This is a genomic window from Anabaena sp. UHCC 0451, from assembly GCF_034931405.1.
In the GTDB taxonomy this organism is placed as follows: domain Bacteria; phylum Cyanobacteriota; class Cyanobacteriia; order Cyanobacteriales; family Nostocaceae; genus RDYJ01.
The window spans coordinates 70,085-87,145 of the sequence record NZ_JAYGHA010000016.1 but is presented as its reverse complement, the minus strand read 5'-3'; the positions used below and the strand labels follow the sequence as shown (position 1 = coordinate 87,145).

The 17,061-nt window shown below is 35.1% G+C and carries 15 protein-coding genes; all 15 read right to left on the bottom strand.

Annotated features, from left to right (window positions below; all coding sequences use genetic code 11):
• Positions 1-82: 82 nt before the first annotated feature.
• Positions 83-1,171: a hypothetical protein gene (locus VB694_RS13040; RefSeq protein ID WP_323360748.1), complete on the bottom strand. Its 1,089-nt coding sequence runs from the start codon at positions 1,169-1,171 to the stop codon at positions 83-85.
• A 46-nt stretch (positions 1,172-1,217) separates the two neighbouring features.
• A complete protein-coding gene (locus tag VB694_RS13035; RefSeq protein ID WP_323360747.1) occupies positions 1,218-1,631 on the bottom strand; it encodes a hypothetical protein in 414 nt (137 codons plus the stop codon).
• A 1-nt stretch (position 1,632) separates the two neighbouring features.
• On the bottom strand, positions 1,633-2,475 hold the full coding sequence (locus tag VB694_RS13030) for a hypothetical protein (protein ID WP_323360746.1): 843 nt from the start codon (positions 2,473-2,475) through the stop codon (positions 1,633-1,635).
• A gap of 168 nt (positions 2,476-2,643) precedes the next feature.
• A complete protein-coding gene (locus VB694_RS13025) occupies positions 2,644-3,969 on the bottom strand; it encodes an NAD(P)/FAD-dependent oxidoreductase (RefSeq protein ID WP_323360745.1) in 1,326 nt (441 codons plus the stop codon).
• Positions 3,970-3,994: 25 nt separating this feature from the next.
• A complete protein-coding gene (locus tag VB694_RS13020) occupies positions 3,995-4,264 on the bottom strand; it encodes an acyl carrier protein (RefSeq protein WP_323360744.1) in 270 nt (89 codons plus the stop codon).
• 195 nt (positions 4,265-4,459) lie between these two features.
• The gene (locus tag VB694_RS13015; protein ID WP_323360743.1) at positions 4,460-5,527 is read right to left on the bottom strand and encodes a DUF3179 domain-containing (seleno)protein; all 1,068 of its coding nucleotides are present in this window, start codon (positions 5,525-5,527) and stop codon (positions 4,460-4,462) included.
• Between the two features lie 16 nt (positions 5,528-5,543).
• On the bottom strand, positions 5,544-7,127 hold the full coding sequence (locus VB694_RS13010; protein ID WP_323360742.1) for an amino acid adenylation domain-containing protein: 1,584 nt from the start codon (positions 7,125-7,127) through the stop codon (positions 5,544-5,546).
• Positions 7,128-7,130: 3 nt separating this feature from the next.
• On the bottom strand, positions 7,131-8,276 hold the full coding sequence (locus tag VB694_RS13005; RefSeq protein ID WP_323360741.1) for an acyl-CoA dehydrogenase family protein: 1,146 nt from the start codon (positions 8,274-8,276) through the stop codon (positions 7,131-7,133).
• Positions 8,277-8,295: 19 nt separating this feature from the next.
• Positions 8,296-9,144 (bottom strand): hypothetical protein, encoded by an 849-nt coding sequence (locus VB694_RS13000; RefSeq protein WP_323360740.1) that lies wholly within the window; start codon positions 9,142-9,144, stop codon positions 8,296-8,298.
• A 29-nt stretch (positions 9,145-9,173) separates the two neighbouring features.
• Positions 9,174-10,073, bottom strand: coding sequence for a sulfotransferase family 2 domain-containing protein (locus VB694_RS12995; RefSeq protein WP_323360739.1), 900 nt, complete (start codon positions 10,071-10,073; stop codon positions 9,174-9,176).
• Between the two features lie 4 nt (positions 10,074-10,077).
• A complete protein-coding gene (locus VB694_RS12990) occupies positions 10,078-11,823 on the bottom strand; it encodes an ABC transporter ATP-binding protein (protein ID WP_323360738.1) in 1,746 nt (581 codons plus the stop codon).
• Positions 11,820-12,890, bottom strand: a complete 1,071-nt coding sequence (locus VB694_RS12985; RefSeq protein WP_323360737.1) for a glycosyltransferase family 4 protein — start codon at positions 12,888-12,890, stop codon at positions 11,820-11,822. The genes VB694_RS12990 and VB694_RS12985 overlap by 4 nt, the downstream gene beginning before the upstream one ends.
• 37 nt (positions 12,891-12,927) lie before the next feature.
• The gene (locus VB694_RS12980) at positions 12,928-13,701 is read right to left on the bottom strand and encodes a TylF/MycF/NovP-related O-methyltransferase (protein ID WP_323360736.1); all 774 of its coding nucleotides are present in this window, start codon (positions 13,699-13,701) and stop codon (positions 12,928-12,930) included.
• A gap of 6 nt (positions 13,702-13,707) precedes the next feature.
• Positions 13,708-14,604, bottom strand: coding sequence for an aspartyl/asparaginyl beta-hydroxylase domain-containing protein (locus tag VB694_RS12975; protein WP_323360735.1), 897 nt, complete (start codon positions 14,602-14,604; stop codon positions 13,708-13,710).
• 21 nt (positions 14,605-14,625) lie between these two features.
• The gene (locus VB694_RS12970) at positions 14,626-16,791 is read right to left on the bottom strand and encodes a sulfotransferase (protein ID WP_323360734.1); all 2,166 of its coding nucleotides are present in this window, start codon (positions 16,789-16,791) and stop codon (positions 14,626-14,628) included.
• Between the last annotated feature and the right edge of the window lie 270 nt (positions 16,792-17,061).

The window sequence follows — 17,061 nt, the reverse complement described above, 5'->3', positions numbered from 1 at the left end:
AAAGTTTCTTGTCTATTCCCTGTTCCCTGTTCCCTATTCCCTATTCCCTTTTTTTTGTAATTAGGCCTTAGCTAGATTGAGATTAACCCAGCAAGCTGCTATTGGGGGTATAAAAAACTCCTAACTCTGTTAGAATTGCAAAGACTTCTTCCGCAACAGTTGGGTATAATTCATGGGGATAATGAACAAAATCAGGCATATTAGCAATACCTGCTTTTTTTAAAATTCGATCCATATCAACAATTGAAAAGTTAAGCTGTTGGGAAAGTTCAGCCAACGCTAAATTAAATTCCATGCGGCGGATTCGCTCTGATTTTTTCACAAATTGGTAATTGTGGGTTAAATCTCCTGGATCTAAAGTCAGCAAATTAAAAACTAAGATATGAGCATTTGTTTTTTCTCGCAGCAAATTAATCAGTTTCCCTAAATTGTCTGAAAAATCTGCCACTGTCATTTGACCTATACTAATAAATTTTTCTCGAAACCATTTGGCGGTAGGTAAATCTTGCAAAACTGAATCCATTGATTGATTAAGCCACCAGATACCTGGATCAATTAAAAATCCATGTTCTCGATGCTTATAAACTGCCCGTTTATAGTCTCTTCCAATTGTCAGAATAATAACACTTTTAGGAAATTCTTCGCTGCCATTTATTCCTTTAACTGAAAAGTTTTGATCAAAAACATTGGTATGGAAAGAGTCCGCAGGAATATCTAGTTTTTTGATCACTGGTTCAACCACTTCATCAGAGTAAGTATTGAAGTAGTTTTGCAGCAACATATCTGAGCGAAATTTACCCATTTTTCTCTCTTTAAAAATGCAACAAGTACCCTTTAATTGCGGTTGAATTAGAGGAATACAAGCGAATATTGCTTGAAGATCGCAGCCTTCATTGACATAAATTCCAATTTTATTTTCTCGTTTTGTCTCTGACCAAAAAATGGTATAGTCATCACTCAAATAGGAAGACTCTGCTATCAATTTGTTAATTTTCTTTAACTCAATAAGTTGTTGCCACCAATTAATCCGATACTCAATACGTTGTTGCCACCAATTAATTCGCTGGTCAAGAAGATAATATCGCTGTTTTAACCAAATCTCAACTCTAGTTTCATCACCGAAAAGAGATTGCCATAATTCTAATCCTGGTCTGAAAATATTTTTAATCATTGTCAGCTTGCTCCTATAGACTAATTAAAACTGTAACTTCATGCTGTTAATGACTCCTATCAATATTAACAATCACTCGAAAGCCACTTAGTTGACTTGAATCTTGTTCTAAATTATCAATAGGTTCATCAGGATCACTGGTTAAGATAGCCAGTAAATTACCGACAGTTACATACTTTTTTTCTGGTGCTGCAATCAAACGCAAGAAGCCTGTATCAGAGGTACAGATTTTCAGCTTTTCACTAGCCACTACAGTTAAAAAGCGATCGCCTTGATGAGAGGATGGGGACAAGATAGCGATCGCACCTTTGGGACGATTTAGCCCCTTCTTATTTTCAACCTGAATTTCACATAAATCTTCTCCATAATCTACCCAGTCTCCTAGTTGTTTATACCAGCGAATTATTCTCCCTCCTGCAATTTTTTTGTCAATGTATGGTAAAGTCAGCTTAAAAAGCATTTTATTTCCTCCTTTTTCCAATTTGAGCCAGTAAGGGGCGATTTTCAAAAAATCCCACATCTGCTATCACTCGCAAAAATTCCTGGCAAATAGCTTGATTAGCTGCTGATGTATATTCTAGAGCTTTTATTAGATGCTGACTCGCCCCTAATTCCGCTATTTGCTGATCAACATCAATCAAAGAAATTCCCCATTCTAAGGAAAGTTTAAGTAATGCTAGATTTAGTTTAGTTAATTTTATTGGTAAGGTTTCTGGCTTTTCATAATAGTTGCAAATGTGATCATTGCCATCAATTGTACAAGCATTAAAGAAAATAATATAAGCTCCAATTTTGTCTTTGATATAGTTAATGACTTGACTGAAATTTTCCTGAGATTGTTGGGCTGTCAGACGAAAAGCTAATTCAAAGTTTTGTCGGAAATTATCTTTTTTATCTTCTGTCCATTGCTGTTCCCAATCTTCTGGTGGAGCAATTAGATAACCACTTTCTCGATGCTGATAAACAATCTGTTCAATTTCGGGCAGGATAGAAAAAACAATAATGTCTATCTTACTCTCATTCAGGTTCAGAAAACCATTTCCTATATCTAAACCAAAAGATCGTAAAGTTTCAGGAATAGGAACTTGAGTGATTTTTTGAACTAAAATATCTGAACGCTCTCCCTTTTCCTGTAGGATGTCAATTTTAAAGGATTCTTGATATTTTTCCCTAACTAACTCTCGTAAACCTTGCTGGATTTTTTGTCCACCTTCCGCTAAAGAAAGTAGAGAATTACTGAGATCATTGTCACCTTTGAGTAATATTCTCAGGTGAGATTTACCGCCCATTTTTGGGTTTTCCATACTTGTCTCCTGCTTGGGATTATGGATTATACTAAAAACGACTAAAGTCTGGACTTTTTTATAGTACCAAGAACAAGTTCAAAGCCTCTCCCCGTTGCGGGGAGAGGTTTGGAGAGGGGTTCTATATTTGGTTAAACTATGAACCGTTTTCAGTATAATCATTTACTTTCATTGTGGATTAAAGGCATTGGCAGTAAGATTACCGAGGAATTTGTGTAATAGATGGTTAGGATTTTGTTCTACTTCTGTCACTATCTTCCTCATTTCCTGGAGAACGGGAGGTTGATCTTCTTCATAAACATCCCCTGATAGCAATTTCTGAACATCCAAACGATAACGAGGATCAGAAACAAAAAGAGTGAAGAGGACATTTAAGCGGTAATAAAGAGAAATAAACTCATACCAATTTTTAGTCCCTCGTTTGAGGATAGTTTCATATTGGGCAAAATGCGATCGCTTAAATCTGCCATCTTCCAAATTAGATTTTTCAAAAGCCTGAATAATATCCTGACTAGCGAATTTAGCACTATTTAAAGCAATACTAATACCAGAGGAAAAAATAGGATCAACAAAACGTGCTGCGTCGCCAATTAAGATCCAACCATCACCACACAAATCCTTCATGGCGTAGCTATAATCGCCTTCTTCCTGAAAAGGCTTTACTTGTTTAGCTTGTTTTAATTTTGCGAAAACTTCTGGCTGACTTTCAACACAACTCCAGAAAAAATCCTCTCTTTCTTGTTTCTTTTTAGTAAAATATTCTTTTTGAGTAACAATCCCAAAACTGGTGATTGTTTCAGTAATGGGAATTTGCCACATCCAAGTATTAGCAATTGGCAGAAAATGAATAAATATATAATCTTTTTTGTCAGATATTCCTCGATCATATCCTTCAAACCAAGTATGCAGAGCAAACTGATTAAAAACAGGATCTTTTACCTTTAAGTCTAACTGAGAACCTAACAGAGTCCGACGACCACTAGCATCAACAACTAATCGTACCTGTGTCTCAATAACTTCATTTTCAACAGAGACAACTATTTGAGGGTAATCATTTTCCGGAAAATTAATTCGGTTAACTCTCGCACCTTGATAAACAGTTGCACCCAGCTTTTCAGCATTTTGCAGCAGCATTTGATCAAATTTAGCTCGATCAACATGATAACTATGTTTTTCACCAAAACGGACATCTGCAAAATAATCTGATGGCATCCCTTCCCAGTTATGACTATATAGTTTCTTGTTAGCAGATGTCCAAGCCGCACCATGTTTATGTGGAAAACCTGCCTCTTCCATCTCTTCTAATAAGCCTAATTCTTGTAAAATTAGATTAGTAGTGGGAACTAGAGACTCGCCAACATGAGGACGGGGAAAATATTCTTTTTCAAAAACAACACAACTAATATTAGCTTTAGCCAAATAAGCTGCAAGAGTAGAACCCGCAGGTCCACCACCAATAATTCCGATGTCAAATTTGGGAGCGTTAATGTTCATAAGATTATTTCCGATCATGATTTATTTATTGGTTTAATTTACCCATCACCAAACAAGTGAGCGTATTAAGATTTGCGAAATTTTCGATCACAACTTCATCAGGTCGAAGTTTTGCTTGAAACTGTTCATCTAGAAAGCTAATCAAGACAAAAATACCCAAAGAATCAATAATATCTTCTTCTATTAGTAAAGAATCATCCTCTAAATCAAATTCAGGTTTGTCATAGAGAAATTCCTGCTGTATATAGGTTTTGATGGTGTCTTTAATTTCTGATTGAGTAAACAGAGTCTTCATAGGAAAATCATTCTTTAAGTAAGGTATATTCTCAGAAAGTAATTAAGTTAAATTTTTCTGAGATTGTTGGGCTGCTAGGAGAAAGGCTGATATCATTATCGCTTTTGAGTAATATTCTCAGATTATATTTTATCACCCATTTTTGGTGTTTCCAACTTATCTCCCACTTGAAGTTCATCATCTTCTAACCACGCTCTATAGAAAACGCTTTTTAAATTTTTTTCCCATCTCAGGGATAGTATGAGATAATTTAAATAACAAGCCGCCCACATTGTTAAAAATTTCTGTATTGGGATTGTAGGCACACCAAACATACCACTCTTCTACGCCAGAAAAAACATAATTTAGCTGTGAACCTTTTAGTTTTCCTTCGTAAGCTTCTCCCGTATAATTCCAAAAACTACCTGTATTTTTATCAATGATTGTTCCCTTATTTGTCACTTCAAAATTCAGTATTTCCGTTTTTAACTGAGGAGAAAAAGCGATGGCAAGTGAACTTTTAGGTTGATGAAAAATAACAATCTCTTGCTCTGCCACAGTATCATTAACAATAGAGCCAAATTTATCCAATTCTACGAGGGGATAAGCTTTTGAACTATTATTACATCTAACACCTAAAACTAGAGTGTTATGAGGTAGTCTTCCATCAAGGGGTTGAACTAAGGTTTCTGCAAATGTGCTACCTATGCCCGGAGAACCTGGAGAATGGCCACTACCATGTCCTTCTCTGAGTTTTTCTTGACCATATAAGACCTGAGTTCTAGGATGAAGATTAAGCCATTGCTGCCACTCTAGTTGCCATAGGGGGAGTCTTTCGATAACTGTTCCTTTTAAAGAACCACTAATTGATTCACCGCTAAAGGAAGTCCAGAAACTTCCCGTTTCTAGATCTGAAATAAAATGAGTTCCGTTATATAATCCTATCAGGCGAAATGTATATCTTTGACCTTGACTAACTGCATTAAACATGGCAGCACTACTACACATTTCGCAGAGAGCGATCAAAACTGCTTGCCCATCTATAATGAGGTTGGCAATATGATGATTTTTCATAATCCACCAAGGCAATGCCCAAGCCCGATCATTGAAATATAACCCCAAAATGGTGTCATCGGGGCGCATATGTTGAGCTTGATTCCCTGGACACCAAGTCGGTTCATTGAGAGAGCGAAAGTATTCACGCTCTTGTAAGTGTTCCTCAGTAAATAATTTCGCTTGAGGAAGATCAATAATGCCTTGTTCTCTAAACTTGTTTTTTTTCATGTTTTTATAGTTAGTATCAAGAATTATTTGCGCTCAACCGTAATAAAGAACGATCAATTTTTCCTGTTGATGTTTTTGGTAAAACATCTCTAAATTCAAACTGAGGAATCATATATTTAGGTAGATATTGTGAACAGAAAAACTCTAAATCTTTCCCGTTCGTTATTTCTCCAGCTAATAAAACAACAATTGCTTTAATCAGATTTCCCAATTGTTCATCGGGAATGGGAATAACTACGCTTTCTTGAACAGCCGGATGATTATGGATGACTGACTCAATCTCTCCCAAGTCTATCCGATAACCTCGACTTTTAATCAAGTTATCTTGACGACCTAGAAATTGATAATTACCATCTGCCTTAAGTTTGACCAAATCCCCAGTTCGATAGACTTTATGAACATTAGAGTCACTATAGCGCGGATCTGCAACTAAAACAGTTTTTGTTAACTCTGGCATTTCCCAGTACCCCCGCATCAACGATGGTCCAGCTACATAAAGTTCTCCTATTTCGTCAACTTGAGCTATTGTACCAAACTGATTGACAACAAATACATCATGATTAGCACAGGCTTTTCCAATAGGTAAGGACTGCTCTTGCTCCCCCAACTTCTCAATCACAGGATAATAGGTGCAAACGTTCGTTTCTGTTGGACCGTATAGGTTATGATAGTTGACATGGGGTAATAAAGTTTGCAATTCTCTTAAATATTTGAGGGGAAAAACCTCCCCAGCAAAAAGAATATGTCTCAGATGGGGAAACTGCTCTTGATTTAAGTTACCGTGGAGTACCAACTGAATTAAGATTGAAGGAACAGAATACCAAATGGTGATTTCTTGTTGAGCAATAAAACGAGCTAAATTCAAGGGAAATACTGAAAGTTGTGAAGCAACAAGAATGACGGTTGCACCTGCTTTAATTGTCGTAAAAATGTCAAAAATAGACAGATCAAAATGACAGGGAGCATGATTAGAGATGCGGTCATTTTCGTGAATTTGAAAACAGTTATCAGCCCAGGTGATAAAATTGAGTGAAGCAGCATGAGAAATCATAACTCCTTTAGGATTTCCAGTAGAACCAGAAGTATAGAGAATATAGGCAATATCCTCGCAGGTTAAATCATTCAACAACGGAGTTAAATCTGCTTGTAATACTTGTTGCCATGCTATATATTTTATTGATGCCGTATCGTCTAGATAAATTTCAAAATCAGTTAAAATAACTGTTTGTAAGGGCAAATATCCCTCTAAAGTTTTTTCTAATGGTTTGAATTTTTTCTGGTTACTGATGAGGGCTTTTATACCACAATCATTAATCAGTAAAGCAATGCGTTTAACTGGTGCAGCAGGATCAAGAGGAACATAAATTCCCCCCGCTTTGAGAATGCCAAAAATAGCAATAACTGTTTCAATAGATTTGTGCAGATAAATACCAACGCGATCGCCCCTCACAACTCCCGATATTTTTAAGCTATGAGCTAACTGATGAGAAATATTATTTAATGCTTCATAAGTAATCCTCTTTTCTCCGTCAATAACAGCTACTTTATTAGCATATTGTTGGGCGCTAATTTCTAAAAGTTGGTGTAGTAATTCTCCCATGAGTTATAGCCCCAAATATTTAGCAATAATCAAAGATTGAATTTCCGAAGTTCCTGAGTAAGCTTGACTTCCCAGTGCATCCCGCAATTCCCTTTCTAGCTCAAATTCCGTTAAATAACCGTAACCCCCATGAATTGAAATAGCATCTAAACAGGAGTCTATCCAAGCTTGACTTAAATAGAGTTTAGTCATTGCTGCTTCTAACAAAGCAGGTTTTTCCATCTGTTTTAACCATCCCATTTTATATAAAAGATTTCTCCCAGTTTCTAATCGCAGTTTCATCTGCACTATTTTATTACCAATTAGTTGAAATTTGCCAATCGGCTGACCAAACTGTTGGCGTTGACGAGCATACTTGATACAACGATTTAAAATTCTTTCCATTGTTCCCACCGCACTAGCAAGAATAAACCCTCGTTCCCACTCCATCGCATGATTGAAAATTGCCATACCTAATCCTTCTTTTCCCAGAATATTATCCTCGGAAACTTGACAATTATCGAGAATAATTTCTCCCATCTGAGCAGTCCGCAATCCCATTTTAGACAGCTTATTTTTCATCAGAAATCCTGGAGAATTTTTTTCAATTAAAAATCCTGTAATTCCTTTTTTATTTCTTTCAGAATCAAGATTGGCAAAAACTAAAATCAGATCAGCAACTGGGGCATTAGTCACAAACATTTTACTACCATTAAGAATATATTTATCTCCTTTTTTTTGAGCGATCGTTTTCATACTATAGACATCAGAACCAGCTTCTGGTTCACTAACAGCATGACCACCAATTAACTTTCCTTGTGCTAACAGAGGAAGATATTGCTGTTTTTGTTTTTCTGTCCCAAAGGTAATAATAGGCAGTTCACAAGCCCAAATATGAGCATTCATGGCAAAGATTAGTCCATTGTCTTTATAGGCATAACCCAAACTTTCTAAAGCGTAAATTGTAGATAAAATATCCATTTCTTGACCGCCGTAGTTTTGAGGAATGATTAAAGATTGAATCCCAAAATTAGCCCATTTATGCCAATCCTCTTGATTAAACTGTTCTTGCTGATCTAATTTAATGATGTCCTCACTTATTTCTTGTTGAGCAAATTTAAGAATTTGTTCTCTGCGGTTAATCTGTTCCTGACTCCAAGAAAAGTCCATTTTAGAATTGTCCTCTTTATTATTTTTTAAAAATTTCTTTTAGTGCCAACACAAAAGTTTCTCGCCAGCCTCTTTGTTGGAGAGATTGTCGGAAACGGATATATTGCTTAACCTGAGTTAAGTCTTGATGATGTTTAACTATTTTTAGATTGCCTCTCATTCCCATATAGTGAATTCGCCGCTTATTATTAACATTAATAGTCTCAGCAATGTTTGACAAATTAAAATGCCTCCCATGAAGAATTTTCACAGCTTTATTCACAAACCCAGGCTGAATAAAACGACAATTGTATTCTGGGGTTAAGGTGGCAACTCTTAAATTACTATGGTATATTGCTTCTCGGAAAGTGGGTTGATCTGGTAGGTAGTTTGAAACTAAGTTACGTTTTAAATCTCGCTGATATAGAGATAACCAAGTGTTGAAAAATTCCTCAACTTGAGGAGATTTTTTAAATAGAAGTATCCCAGCATTAAATTCGGGAAAACAGTCAGGAATATTTTCCACTGTATATTCTACCCCCCAACGTTGGGACGCGTGAGCAGCAGCTAGATCGAACTTTTCTAAAAGCATAAACAATTCCCGAATATCATCGCAAATATAAGTATCACTATCTAGATATAAAGTATTTTGATAGGGAGATTGTGCTAGATAAGACAATTTAGCACTTTGACGACAACTATTATATATGTAGGTAGAGATAGGAATTACCCGCTCAAAACAGTCCTCTTGCACTTGTTGATCGGTAAAAATTGTAATTGATAAATCAGGGTTATGACGCTTTAGGCTAATTGCTGATTGACAAGCTTCATAACTACAGTTTTCACCAGTAACAATATAAATAACTCCGTTAGATTGTAGATTATTCATGATTTTTTTAGAGTTTATAAATTTAAAATTTAATTAGAGAATAGACGATTAATATGACTTTTAATTCTCAGAATCTGCCTCACTTTATCAGAACCTGCATAAACTTTACCAATGACTGAATTGAAAGTTTGAAATTTTTGCAAATCCTCTTCAAAGAAAGAACCATATTCATTAATCTGTTTGTTAAATAATTCTAGGGCATATTCGTAGAGTTGAATATCAAATTGATTATGTTTTTGAATGAAAGTCAGTATCTCCGGTGAAAATGCAGACTCTGGTGGTTTATTAGTAGCGACTCTCTGACGATAATAATAAATATTTCTCCAGCCTAAATAATGTTTCATCAAGATTAAAGTTTCATCAAATTTTTCAGTGATTCCAATGACTTTAAAATTATCTTTGAGATTTTGCTTTGCCAGTTCTAAGAGTTGCAAAATATCTTGATTATGATAATTAATTAAGCGAGTATCACCTTCTTCTTTTGCTTTTTTCAAATCTTTAAAGCCGATTGAAACTTGATAGGGAAACTCTAGTCCAGATAACCATTTAGTCATTGCATTACTTTCCCTTGCTAGACAAAATTCTTCTAAGGTCATTGGTTTAGTATCTGGATTAGTTTGTCGAAAATAATAAGATGAAATCACCCTTTGGACAGGATCACGGAGTAAAGTAATATAACCATAACTTTTAGGTAAATAGTTATGTAATCCAAACCCAATGTGACCTTGAATAATCTTAATTTTTGATGTGTTAACTTGATTTTGAACTGATTCGATGACTTCTGAAAAAGGTTGACGATGGGGAACTGTAATTATTTGATTACTCCGATAATTCTGCTTGATTATTGATTGTAGGGTAGTTCCTGCTGTTTTTTGAATGTGTGTAAAAATAACCAAGGGGTCTTCCATCAAATCTTGGTTTAAGTTCATAATTTCAGGCTTCACTAATTGTATGATTTTCTTGATCTAACACATAAAGGCGATCGCAGTGGGTTATTGTCGTTAAACGATGGGCAACAATAATCATAGTAACTTGACCAGATAACGCTTGAATTGCCTGATTAACGCTTTTCTCTGTTTCATTATCTAACGCAGAAGTTGCTTCGTCAAAAACTAATATTTTCCGCTGATGATAAAGAACACGCGCAATGCCAATCCGTTGACGTTGACCTCCTGATAAACGCACTCCTCGTTCACCCACAAGTGTTTTAATACCTTGGGGAAGTTGTGCAATCATTTCTGTCAATTGAGACATTTCAATGGATTGATACAATCTTTCTAAATCAATCTGTTCCTTTTCAATTCCAAAGGCAATATTATGCTCTATAGTATCATCCATTAGGAAAATAGATTGGGGAACATAACCAATTATATTTTGCCAGGCACGCAAATTTTGATAAATGGATATTCCATCAACCATAATCTCGCCCTTTTCAGGCTTTAAAATTCCTAGAATAACATCAACTAAAGTAGTTTTTCCCGCACCTGATTTACCAATTATCGCTATTGATTCTCCTTTGTTAATTGTTAAAGATATATCCCTAAGTACCAGTTCTGATGTATCGGGATAACAGTAATTTATCTGACTCAACTCAAGTTGATTGTGAAAATACATTACTTGATTTTCATGAGTTAAATTATCAAACTTTTGCGAATGACTAACTTTATCTATTTGATTTAAATCGTTGTAAATTGTCTCTAGAGCATAGTGAGAATTTTGAAGATAATTGATAGATGATATTAGACTGGATGCTGCGGGAATTATTCGTAATGCCGAAAGAGCAAAAATACCTAAAGTTGAGTTTAGTTCAGCAATGTTTTGATTCCAGAATATTTTGGAGATAGCTATAAAGATAATAATTGATAAAATTAGAGTAATTTCAATGAAAATTTTTGGTAGTATTTGGTAATTTTGAAAAAAAGTAGTTGCTTGTTCTAAATTATGAGTTGGTTGTAGTAACTGTTGCTCAAAATAGGATTCACAACCAATCACCTGAGTTTCTTTTAAGCTGCCTAAGCTATGATTGAGAATTAACATCATCTCTTGCTTAGATTTGGATTGTATCTCACCCCATCGTCTAATTTTTCCCCAGATATAATAACAGAAAATCAATACAGGTAAGAGAATAGTTAAAATCAAAGATAACAATAACCTGTTAGTTCTAGCTAAAAGAATACCTAGCACTAAAACTACGACCAAATTACTAACACTATTTAATAAAGGTGCCATACATTGTTGAGAGAAATGGCTAACCTCAAACACAATATTTTTGACTATATCTGCACTATTTTTACTGAGGTGAAATGTATAAGGTAATTTCAAATATCCTTTAAGTAATCTTAAAATTAGTCTAGTTTTTTGGTGATTATAGAATTTATTGATATAATTTTGGGAGAGTATATATAAAGTAGAATTAATAAAAAGTACCAGCATAAAAACACAACCAAGGATAGTTATCCAGTAATTATCATCCCTGATTCCTGATTTTTGGTAAATCCAATAGAGCCAAGATATTTTAGTAATAAATTCTGGTTGGGAAGCGACTATAATAAAGGGGGAAATGAGTCTAATCCCCATGGCTTCTAGTACCGATGCACCAGTTACCGTGAGCAGAATTAAAACTAATTTCGTTTTCTTGATATTGAGAACGTAAAAGACTTTTTCTAAATATTTAATCATAGGTTTTCAGTGTAAATCTTTAAAGTTTGTTGAGCCATTAAATGCCAATTCCATTGCTGGGCAATGGTAAAATTATGTTTTCCCATATCCAAAATGTGATACTGATTGTCTATTGCAAATTTCATAGATTGTAACAATCCATCATTGGCGTTAGGGTCATAGAGAAAAGCCCCATATTGATCAAGAATTTCACTAAAATGTCCTATTTTCGGGGCTATGCAAACTCTTCCAAAAGACATTGCCAGTAGAGCAATTCCTGAAGTAGTAAAAACCTGATATGGCATTATAGCACAATCAGAAGCATTGAAATATAACTGGACTTGATCATTAGCAATAAATTTTGGAGAAAATGAAATATTTTCGCTATTTTTGATTTTATTTTCAATAAGAATAGCAATATTTTGATCAACTGGTTTACCAGCAATTAATAAATATATATTATCTGGTGGTAATGCTTGAAAAGCTTCAATTGCTTGAATAAAACCTTTATAAGGATAGATGTTGCCAAACAGGAGAAAAACGAAGGTTTTGGCTGGAATTCCGAGATTTTTTCTGGCTTCTTGTTGATTGATTTGATTGGGATAATAATCAATGTAGTTAGCATGAGAAACTACGAATAATTTATTTTTATTCACTAAATTTTCAAAAGATTTAGCTAATTCTAGCTTAGTGAAATTACTGTGGGTAATCAGAGCATCAAGGAATTTATCTATAATAAAAATGTGAGTCTGATTTAGGGAATATTTACCCCCAGCCATTTTATCATTCCATTCATGTACTGTCCAAACAATTTTAATTTGCAATATTTTTAAAATTAAAATTTGAATCAGAAACACAAATGTCTTAAGAGGTTGATAGAATTTATGCTTACTAACAAGAAAAGGATGTAAGGTATGAATGTGTAAAATAGTTGGTTGCCAAAACTTCATAAAAAAAGGCAGAAAAATGAGATCACAATAATAAATTTCTACCTGACATCCTTGACTGATTAACTGTTCTGCTAAAAGTTTTTGGTAAGGATTATGAAGTTGCCAATTGGAAAGAAAAACAACTCTTATAATTGACATATAGGGTTTCTCCAATCAGTGAGCTACATTAACATTGTTAGACACCTAATTTTTGCCGATAAGCTCGCAACTTTGATATTAATTTTGCTCTCAAACTTACAGGTTTAATAGCTACTGTTTCATCTTTGATAACTTGATAAACTAAACGACGATCTGTTGTTTCACCCCAACCACTGGGTTCACGTCCAAATTCAGCAATTAAAACAGTCTTGATACCTGTTGCTGCTAACCAATCTAAGAAAGCTCTTTTTTCTGATTGATTCTCTCCTAAAAATTCATCAAATAATAATAAACTACCAGTCTGTAGTAGAGGTGTTAACCAAGTGAGAGCGCAATAGGTTGAAGAATAAAGATCAGCATCCAAATGAGCAAAACTGACTTTACCTACTGTTCTAGCTAATTCTGGTGTGAGACTATCTTCAAAATAGCCTTTGACAATTTTAACTCCGGGTATTTTAGGGGGTTCGCAAGCAAAAGTTCCTACCTCTGCATTTTCAAATTTTTCTCGTAACCCTTCAAAAGAATCACAAGCGAAGATTTGTTTTGCAGAATAAAAACCAAATTTTTGATGTCGTTGAAGAGAATTACGAATTACCTTCGTTGAATCTCCATAAGCTACTCCAAACTCAATTATATTTCCGGGAATATGTGCTGAAAGTGCAATACAAAAATCTAGGACTTGGGAACGGGGAGCAAAGTTGACATACTGTTCTAAATGTTTCCAATTTCCCTTTGAGGGGTCTTGAGAAGAATTATCTAGCATTGATCTTAAATTGGATGGATCTTGATGTTTAAAGTTTGGATTATTCATAAATAACTAAATTTTAAAAAACTCAATTTTTCCGAATTTGTGATGCTTTAAATATGTCCATTCATTCCATAAGTTTTGGAAAATATAGGGTTTAATGCCGAAAATATTTAACTTGAGTAAGTCGTATAATTCTTTCCCCCGACCCATAATTTGATATTCTTTTATGTTTTCTTGACGACGAGTAACTAGGATTCTATCTTGACCAATAAGTTTAGTCAGAAAATCAGGAAGGGGATGATATTCATCAGAAAACATGAGTTCAAAAGTCTCCTGAGTTAATAGCATATCCCAAATTAAATGATATCTCGGTTCTGTTCCTCTATTATAGGCTGAATGAATACAACCATTATTAAAAAAGAAAATTGAACCTGTTGTAAAATGATAGATTTGATTTTCTATCAAAAGTTCAGCTTGATCGTTAGTGATAATAGGTAAATGAAATCTTGCTCTTAGGGAATAATAACTTTTTAAACCCCGCTTCTGATGAGCGATAACAATATGTTCTTCATGAGGAGATAAACCTCCTTTTTGTCCTAATCCCATTATTCTCATATTATAAGCATGAGGAAAAACGTCAATAAATCTAGCAATTGTAGGGTACTTTTCCCTGTGGTGAAATAATTTTCCTGCTACAGTCAAGTCATGATCTGATGAAGTGTCATCAAATTTCCCCGAACGATTGAGCAAAGAAAACTGCATGACATCACCATAGGGATTAGACCAATTACTCAGGTGTTCTTTGTCCTTCACGTCAGAGGGTTGATTGGCTTTAATTAAAGCAGTAATTTCCTGCTGCAAATTATCAAAAAAGTTGTGGTTAACATCAAATAATTTTAGACATTTTAAGCCCCCTTTATGGTGATTGCCTTTAACTAACTCGGATAAAAAAAGTTCAGGACTCATAATTTTACTTTTTAACTAATGCTAGGTGAGAAGTGATATTAAATTCATGCTATGTTGAGCCGCTTGTTTTTGCTTAAATCGGTAAGCATTTCCGATGGAAACTAGCTGCTGAGAGTGTTCTTGATAATTATGGTCAATGTCATCAATCAGAGAATAAATATGATCTAATTCCAAAGCATCTGTGGGCAGACAAAACTTTTGCTGTTCTATGGATTCCATAAAATCACGACATTTGGGTTGATATTCTAACAGAATAGTAGGAACACCGCACCCACAAGCAAGAACGGCAGAATGTAGCCGTTGCCCTAAAACTAAGTCATAAGATTGAATCCTGGCTAGGGTTTTTTCGATATTTGTAAACTCTTGCCAAATAGAAACATGGGGTAGATGGTATTGGTGAATTAAAGTTTGTCCCAGTTGAAAATCACTTTTATGGAGAGGTAAAAACTCAACCTGCCAACCCAATAAAAGAAGATGGTGGACAACACAAGCAATCACTTCATTAATGTGATTTTGCTCGCCTTTGATAAATCCGTGACTTCCTAAATTAATCCCGATAATTCTTTGCCGAGAGAAATTCAATTGTCTAGGAATACAAAGTGAGAGGGCAGGATCACCAATTACTTGAGGTTTAGTTAAACCATGCGCTTCTAGAATTCGTGCCGATTGAAACCCTCTGACGGCAACATAGGAAGCATCTTTGAGGACAGAAACCCAATCAGCCATTAATTGAGTATAGTTGACTTCTGGGCGCTTTTCTTGCCAAAAAGCAGGATCTGCTACACCTGTCCCCAAAACAATGCCGGGTTTTCCCTGATGGAGTGCTTCTTGAAACCAGTCTAGATAACTTTGCCAATGAATGAGTGTGCCACCTCCTAAAAAAACAAAGTCATAAAAATTGTCTCGCTTAATTAAATTACGATACAATATTAACTCAATTGGTGCAGATTTATATTGTTGGCGATAGTCAGGTTCAGCCCTAGAATAATAAAGTAAAATATTTTGATTAGTAAATAGCTTTTTAAATCCTAGATATAAAGCTTCATCCCCTAGATTTTGATAGCCAACAAATCCTATATAACCAGCAATGGGTTGTTTTTGGAAATAATCAGTCCAGTTGTTAAAAGATTGAGCCGTTCTAGTGCCAAAACAAAGATTGATGGTTTTAGCTTGAAGACTGATTACAGGATCAATAAACTGAAGAATTGTTTGTACAAATGCTAATTTTTTCAGCCAAGCTTTAAAATTTGAGCCATTTTTAATTAAACGTTCTTTTTGCCGCAAAACGATTAACTTAATCCATTCTAGCCATCCTTTTATACTTAGGCTATTAGTAAGAGGGTGATAGTTTTGTGCGAGCATTTCACAGCGAGTTATCTGTTCAATAATGGCAATTTCTGTAGATGATAATTGTGCTTGCCACTTATAGATAGGAGTAGAATCAATCTGTTTTAAAGCCTGAGATTTATTAATTTTCGCGCTCCCTTGATAGTTAATTAACGGACTAGTGGTTTGAGAACGCCCAAAAATCATCATTGATGTATAGTCTTCATTAATAAATTCACATACTTGTTTTAAAATAGCTTCGGTATGATTAATGAGGTTTTCATAGTTAATACTAATCACTCGCTGATCTTCGACCCATTTTTTAAGTTGCTGAATACTGTCTCGCCAAGTTATAGCGTGTCTATTAACATAGGAGTTTGCCCAAGGCATGGTGAGGAGGGAAGCGGTAACAGCCCTGGGATCTCTTACCATCCAGATAATTTTAGCTTGAGGATACCAATCAAACAGCAGATTCAGTGATTGATAGTGATCGGGTGTTTTTTCGCCCCAGCGTGTTTTTTGTCTCTGGGTCGCATATTCCTGTAGTATGCTGGTAAAGATGGTTGGAAAGTCTGTCTTACCTGTGTTGAGAATAAGCCTATAGGTAGTTTGAGGATTGATGTCGAGGCGAGAAAAATGTTGACTATGGGTAAACTCTTGCCAGAAGTCTGCAAAATGAGTGGGATTAGTTAAATCTAAGTGAGAGTATTGCTTAATCCAATGGCGGAGAAAATGAGTTTCTGAGGGAATAGCAATGTGAGGATGGGCTGACAACATGGCTGTCATCAGGGTTGTACCAGAACGGGGCATTCCGACAATAAAAATGGGAGGATAGGCATTTAAGTTGTCTGGATTAGGCATGGGGAAACCGAATATTTATTTGTGATGATTTTTGAGGGGTGAGATAGCTAAAATGGCTAATGCTAATGCTTGCTGCCATAATTTTGGTGCTAATAATCGGATAGTTAAAGCATAACTAATTGCACCTATGACTGTACAACTGATTAATGGGTTGAAAGGTTAGTTATTGCGATCGCATTTATTGAAGTGCGATGTTTCAACTACCATCTCGACTAGGGGTGGGTTGAAAAAAACAAATCCTGGAATGCGATCGCTAGTTAAGCAGGTTGG

Excerpts from the sequence above, each read along its gene's own strand:
- VB694_RS13040 (WP_323360748.1), bottom strand. The coding sequence starts at position 1,171 with ATGATTAAAAATATTTTCAGACCAGGATTAGAATTATGGCAATCTCTT.
- VB694_RS13035 (WP_323360747.1), bottom strand. The coding sequence starts at position 1,631 with ATGCTTTTTAAGCTGACTTTACCATACATTGACAAAAAAATTGCAGGA.
- VB694_RS13030 (WP_323360746.1), bottom strand. The coding sequence starts at position 2,475 with ATGGAAAACCCAAAAATGGGCGGTAAATCTCACCTGAGAATATTACTC.
- VB694_RS13025 (WP_323360745.1), bottom strand. The coding sequence starts at position 3,969 with ATGAACATTAACGCTCCCAAATTTGACATCGGAATTATTGGTGGTGGA.
- VB694_RS13020 (WP_323360744.1), bottom strand. The coding sequence starts at position 4,264 with ATGAAGACTCTGTTTACTCAATCAGAAATTAAAGACACCATCAAAACC.
- VB694_RS13015 (WP_323360743.1), bottom strand. The coding sequence starts at position 5,527 with ATGAAAAAAAACAAGTTTAGAGAACAAGGCATTATTGATCTTCCTCAA.
- VB694_RS13010 (WP_323360742.1), bottom strand. The coding sequence starts at position 7,127 with ATGGGAGAATTACTACACCAACTTTTAGAAATTAGCGCCCAACAATAT.
- VB694_RS13005 (WP_323360741.1), bottom strand. The coding sequence starts at position 8,276 with ATGGACTTTTCTTGGAGTCAGGAACAGATTAACCGCAGAGAACAAATT.
- VB694_RS13000 (WP_323360740.1), bottom strand. The coding sequence starts at position 9,144 with ATGAATAATCTACAATCTAACGGAGTTATTTATATTGTTACTGGTGAA.
- VB694_RS12995 (WP_323360739.1), bottom strand. The coding sequence starts at position 10,073 with ATGAACTTAAACCAAGATTTGATGGAAGACCCCTTGGTTATTTTTACA.
- VB694_RS12990 (WP_323360738.1), bottom strand. The coding sequence starts at position 11,823 with ATGATTAAATATTTAGAAAAAGTCTTTTACGTTCTCAATATCAAGAAA.
- VB694_RS12985 (WP_323360737.1), bottom strand. The coding sequence starts at position 12,890 with ATGTCAATTATAAGAGTTGTTTTTCTTTCCAATTGGCAACTTCATAAT.
- VB694_RS12980 (WP_323360736.1), bottom strand. The coding sequence starts at position 13,701 with ATGAATAATCCAAACTTTAAACATCAAGATCCATCCAATTTAAGATCA.
- VB694_RS12975 (WP_323360735.1), bottom strand. The coding sequence starts at position 14,604 with ATGAGTCCTGAACTTTTTTTATCCGAGTTAGTTAAAGGCAATCACCAT.
- VB694_RS12970 (WP_323360734.1), bottom strand. The coding sequence starts at position 16,791 with ATGCCTAATCCAGACAACTTAAATGCCTATCCTCCCATTTTTATTGTC.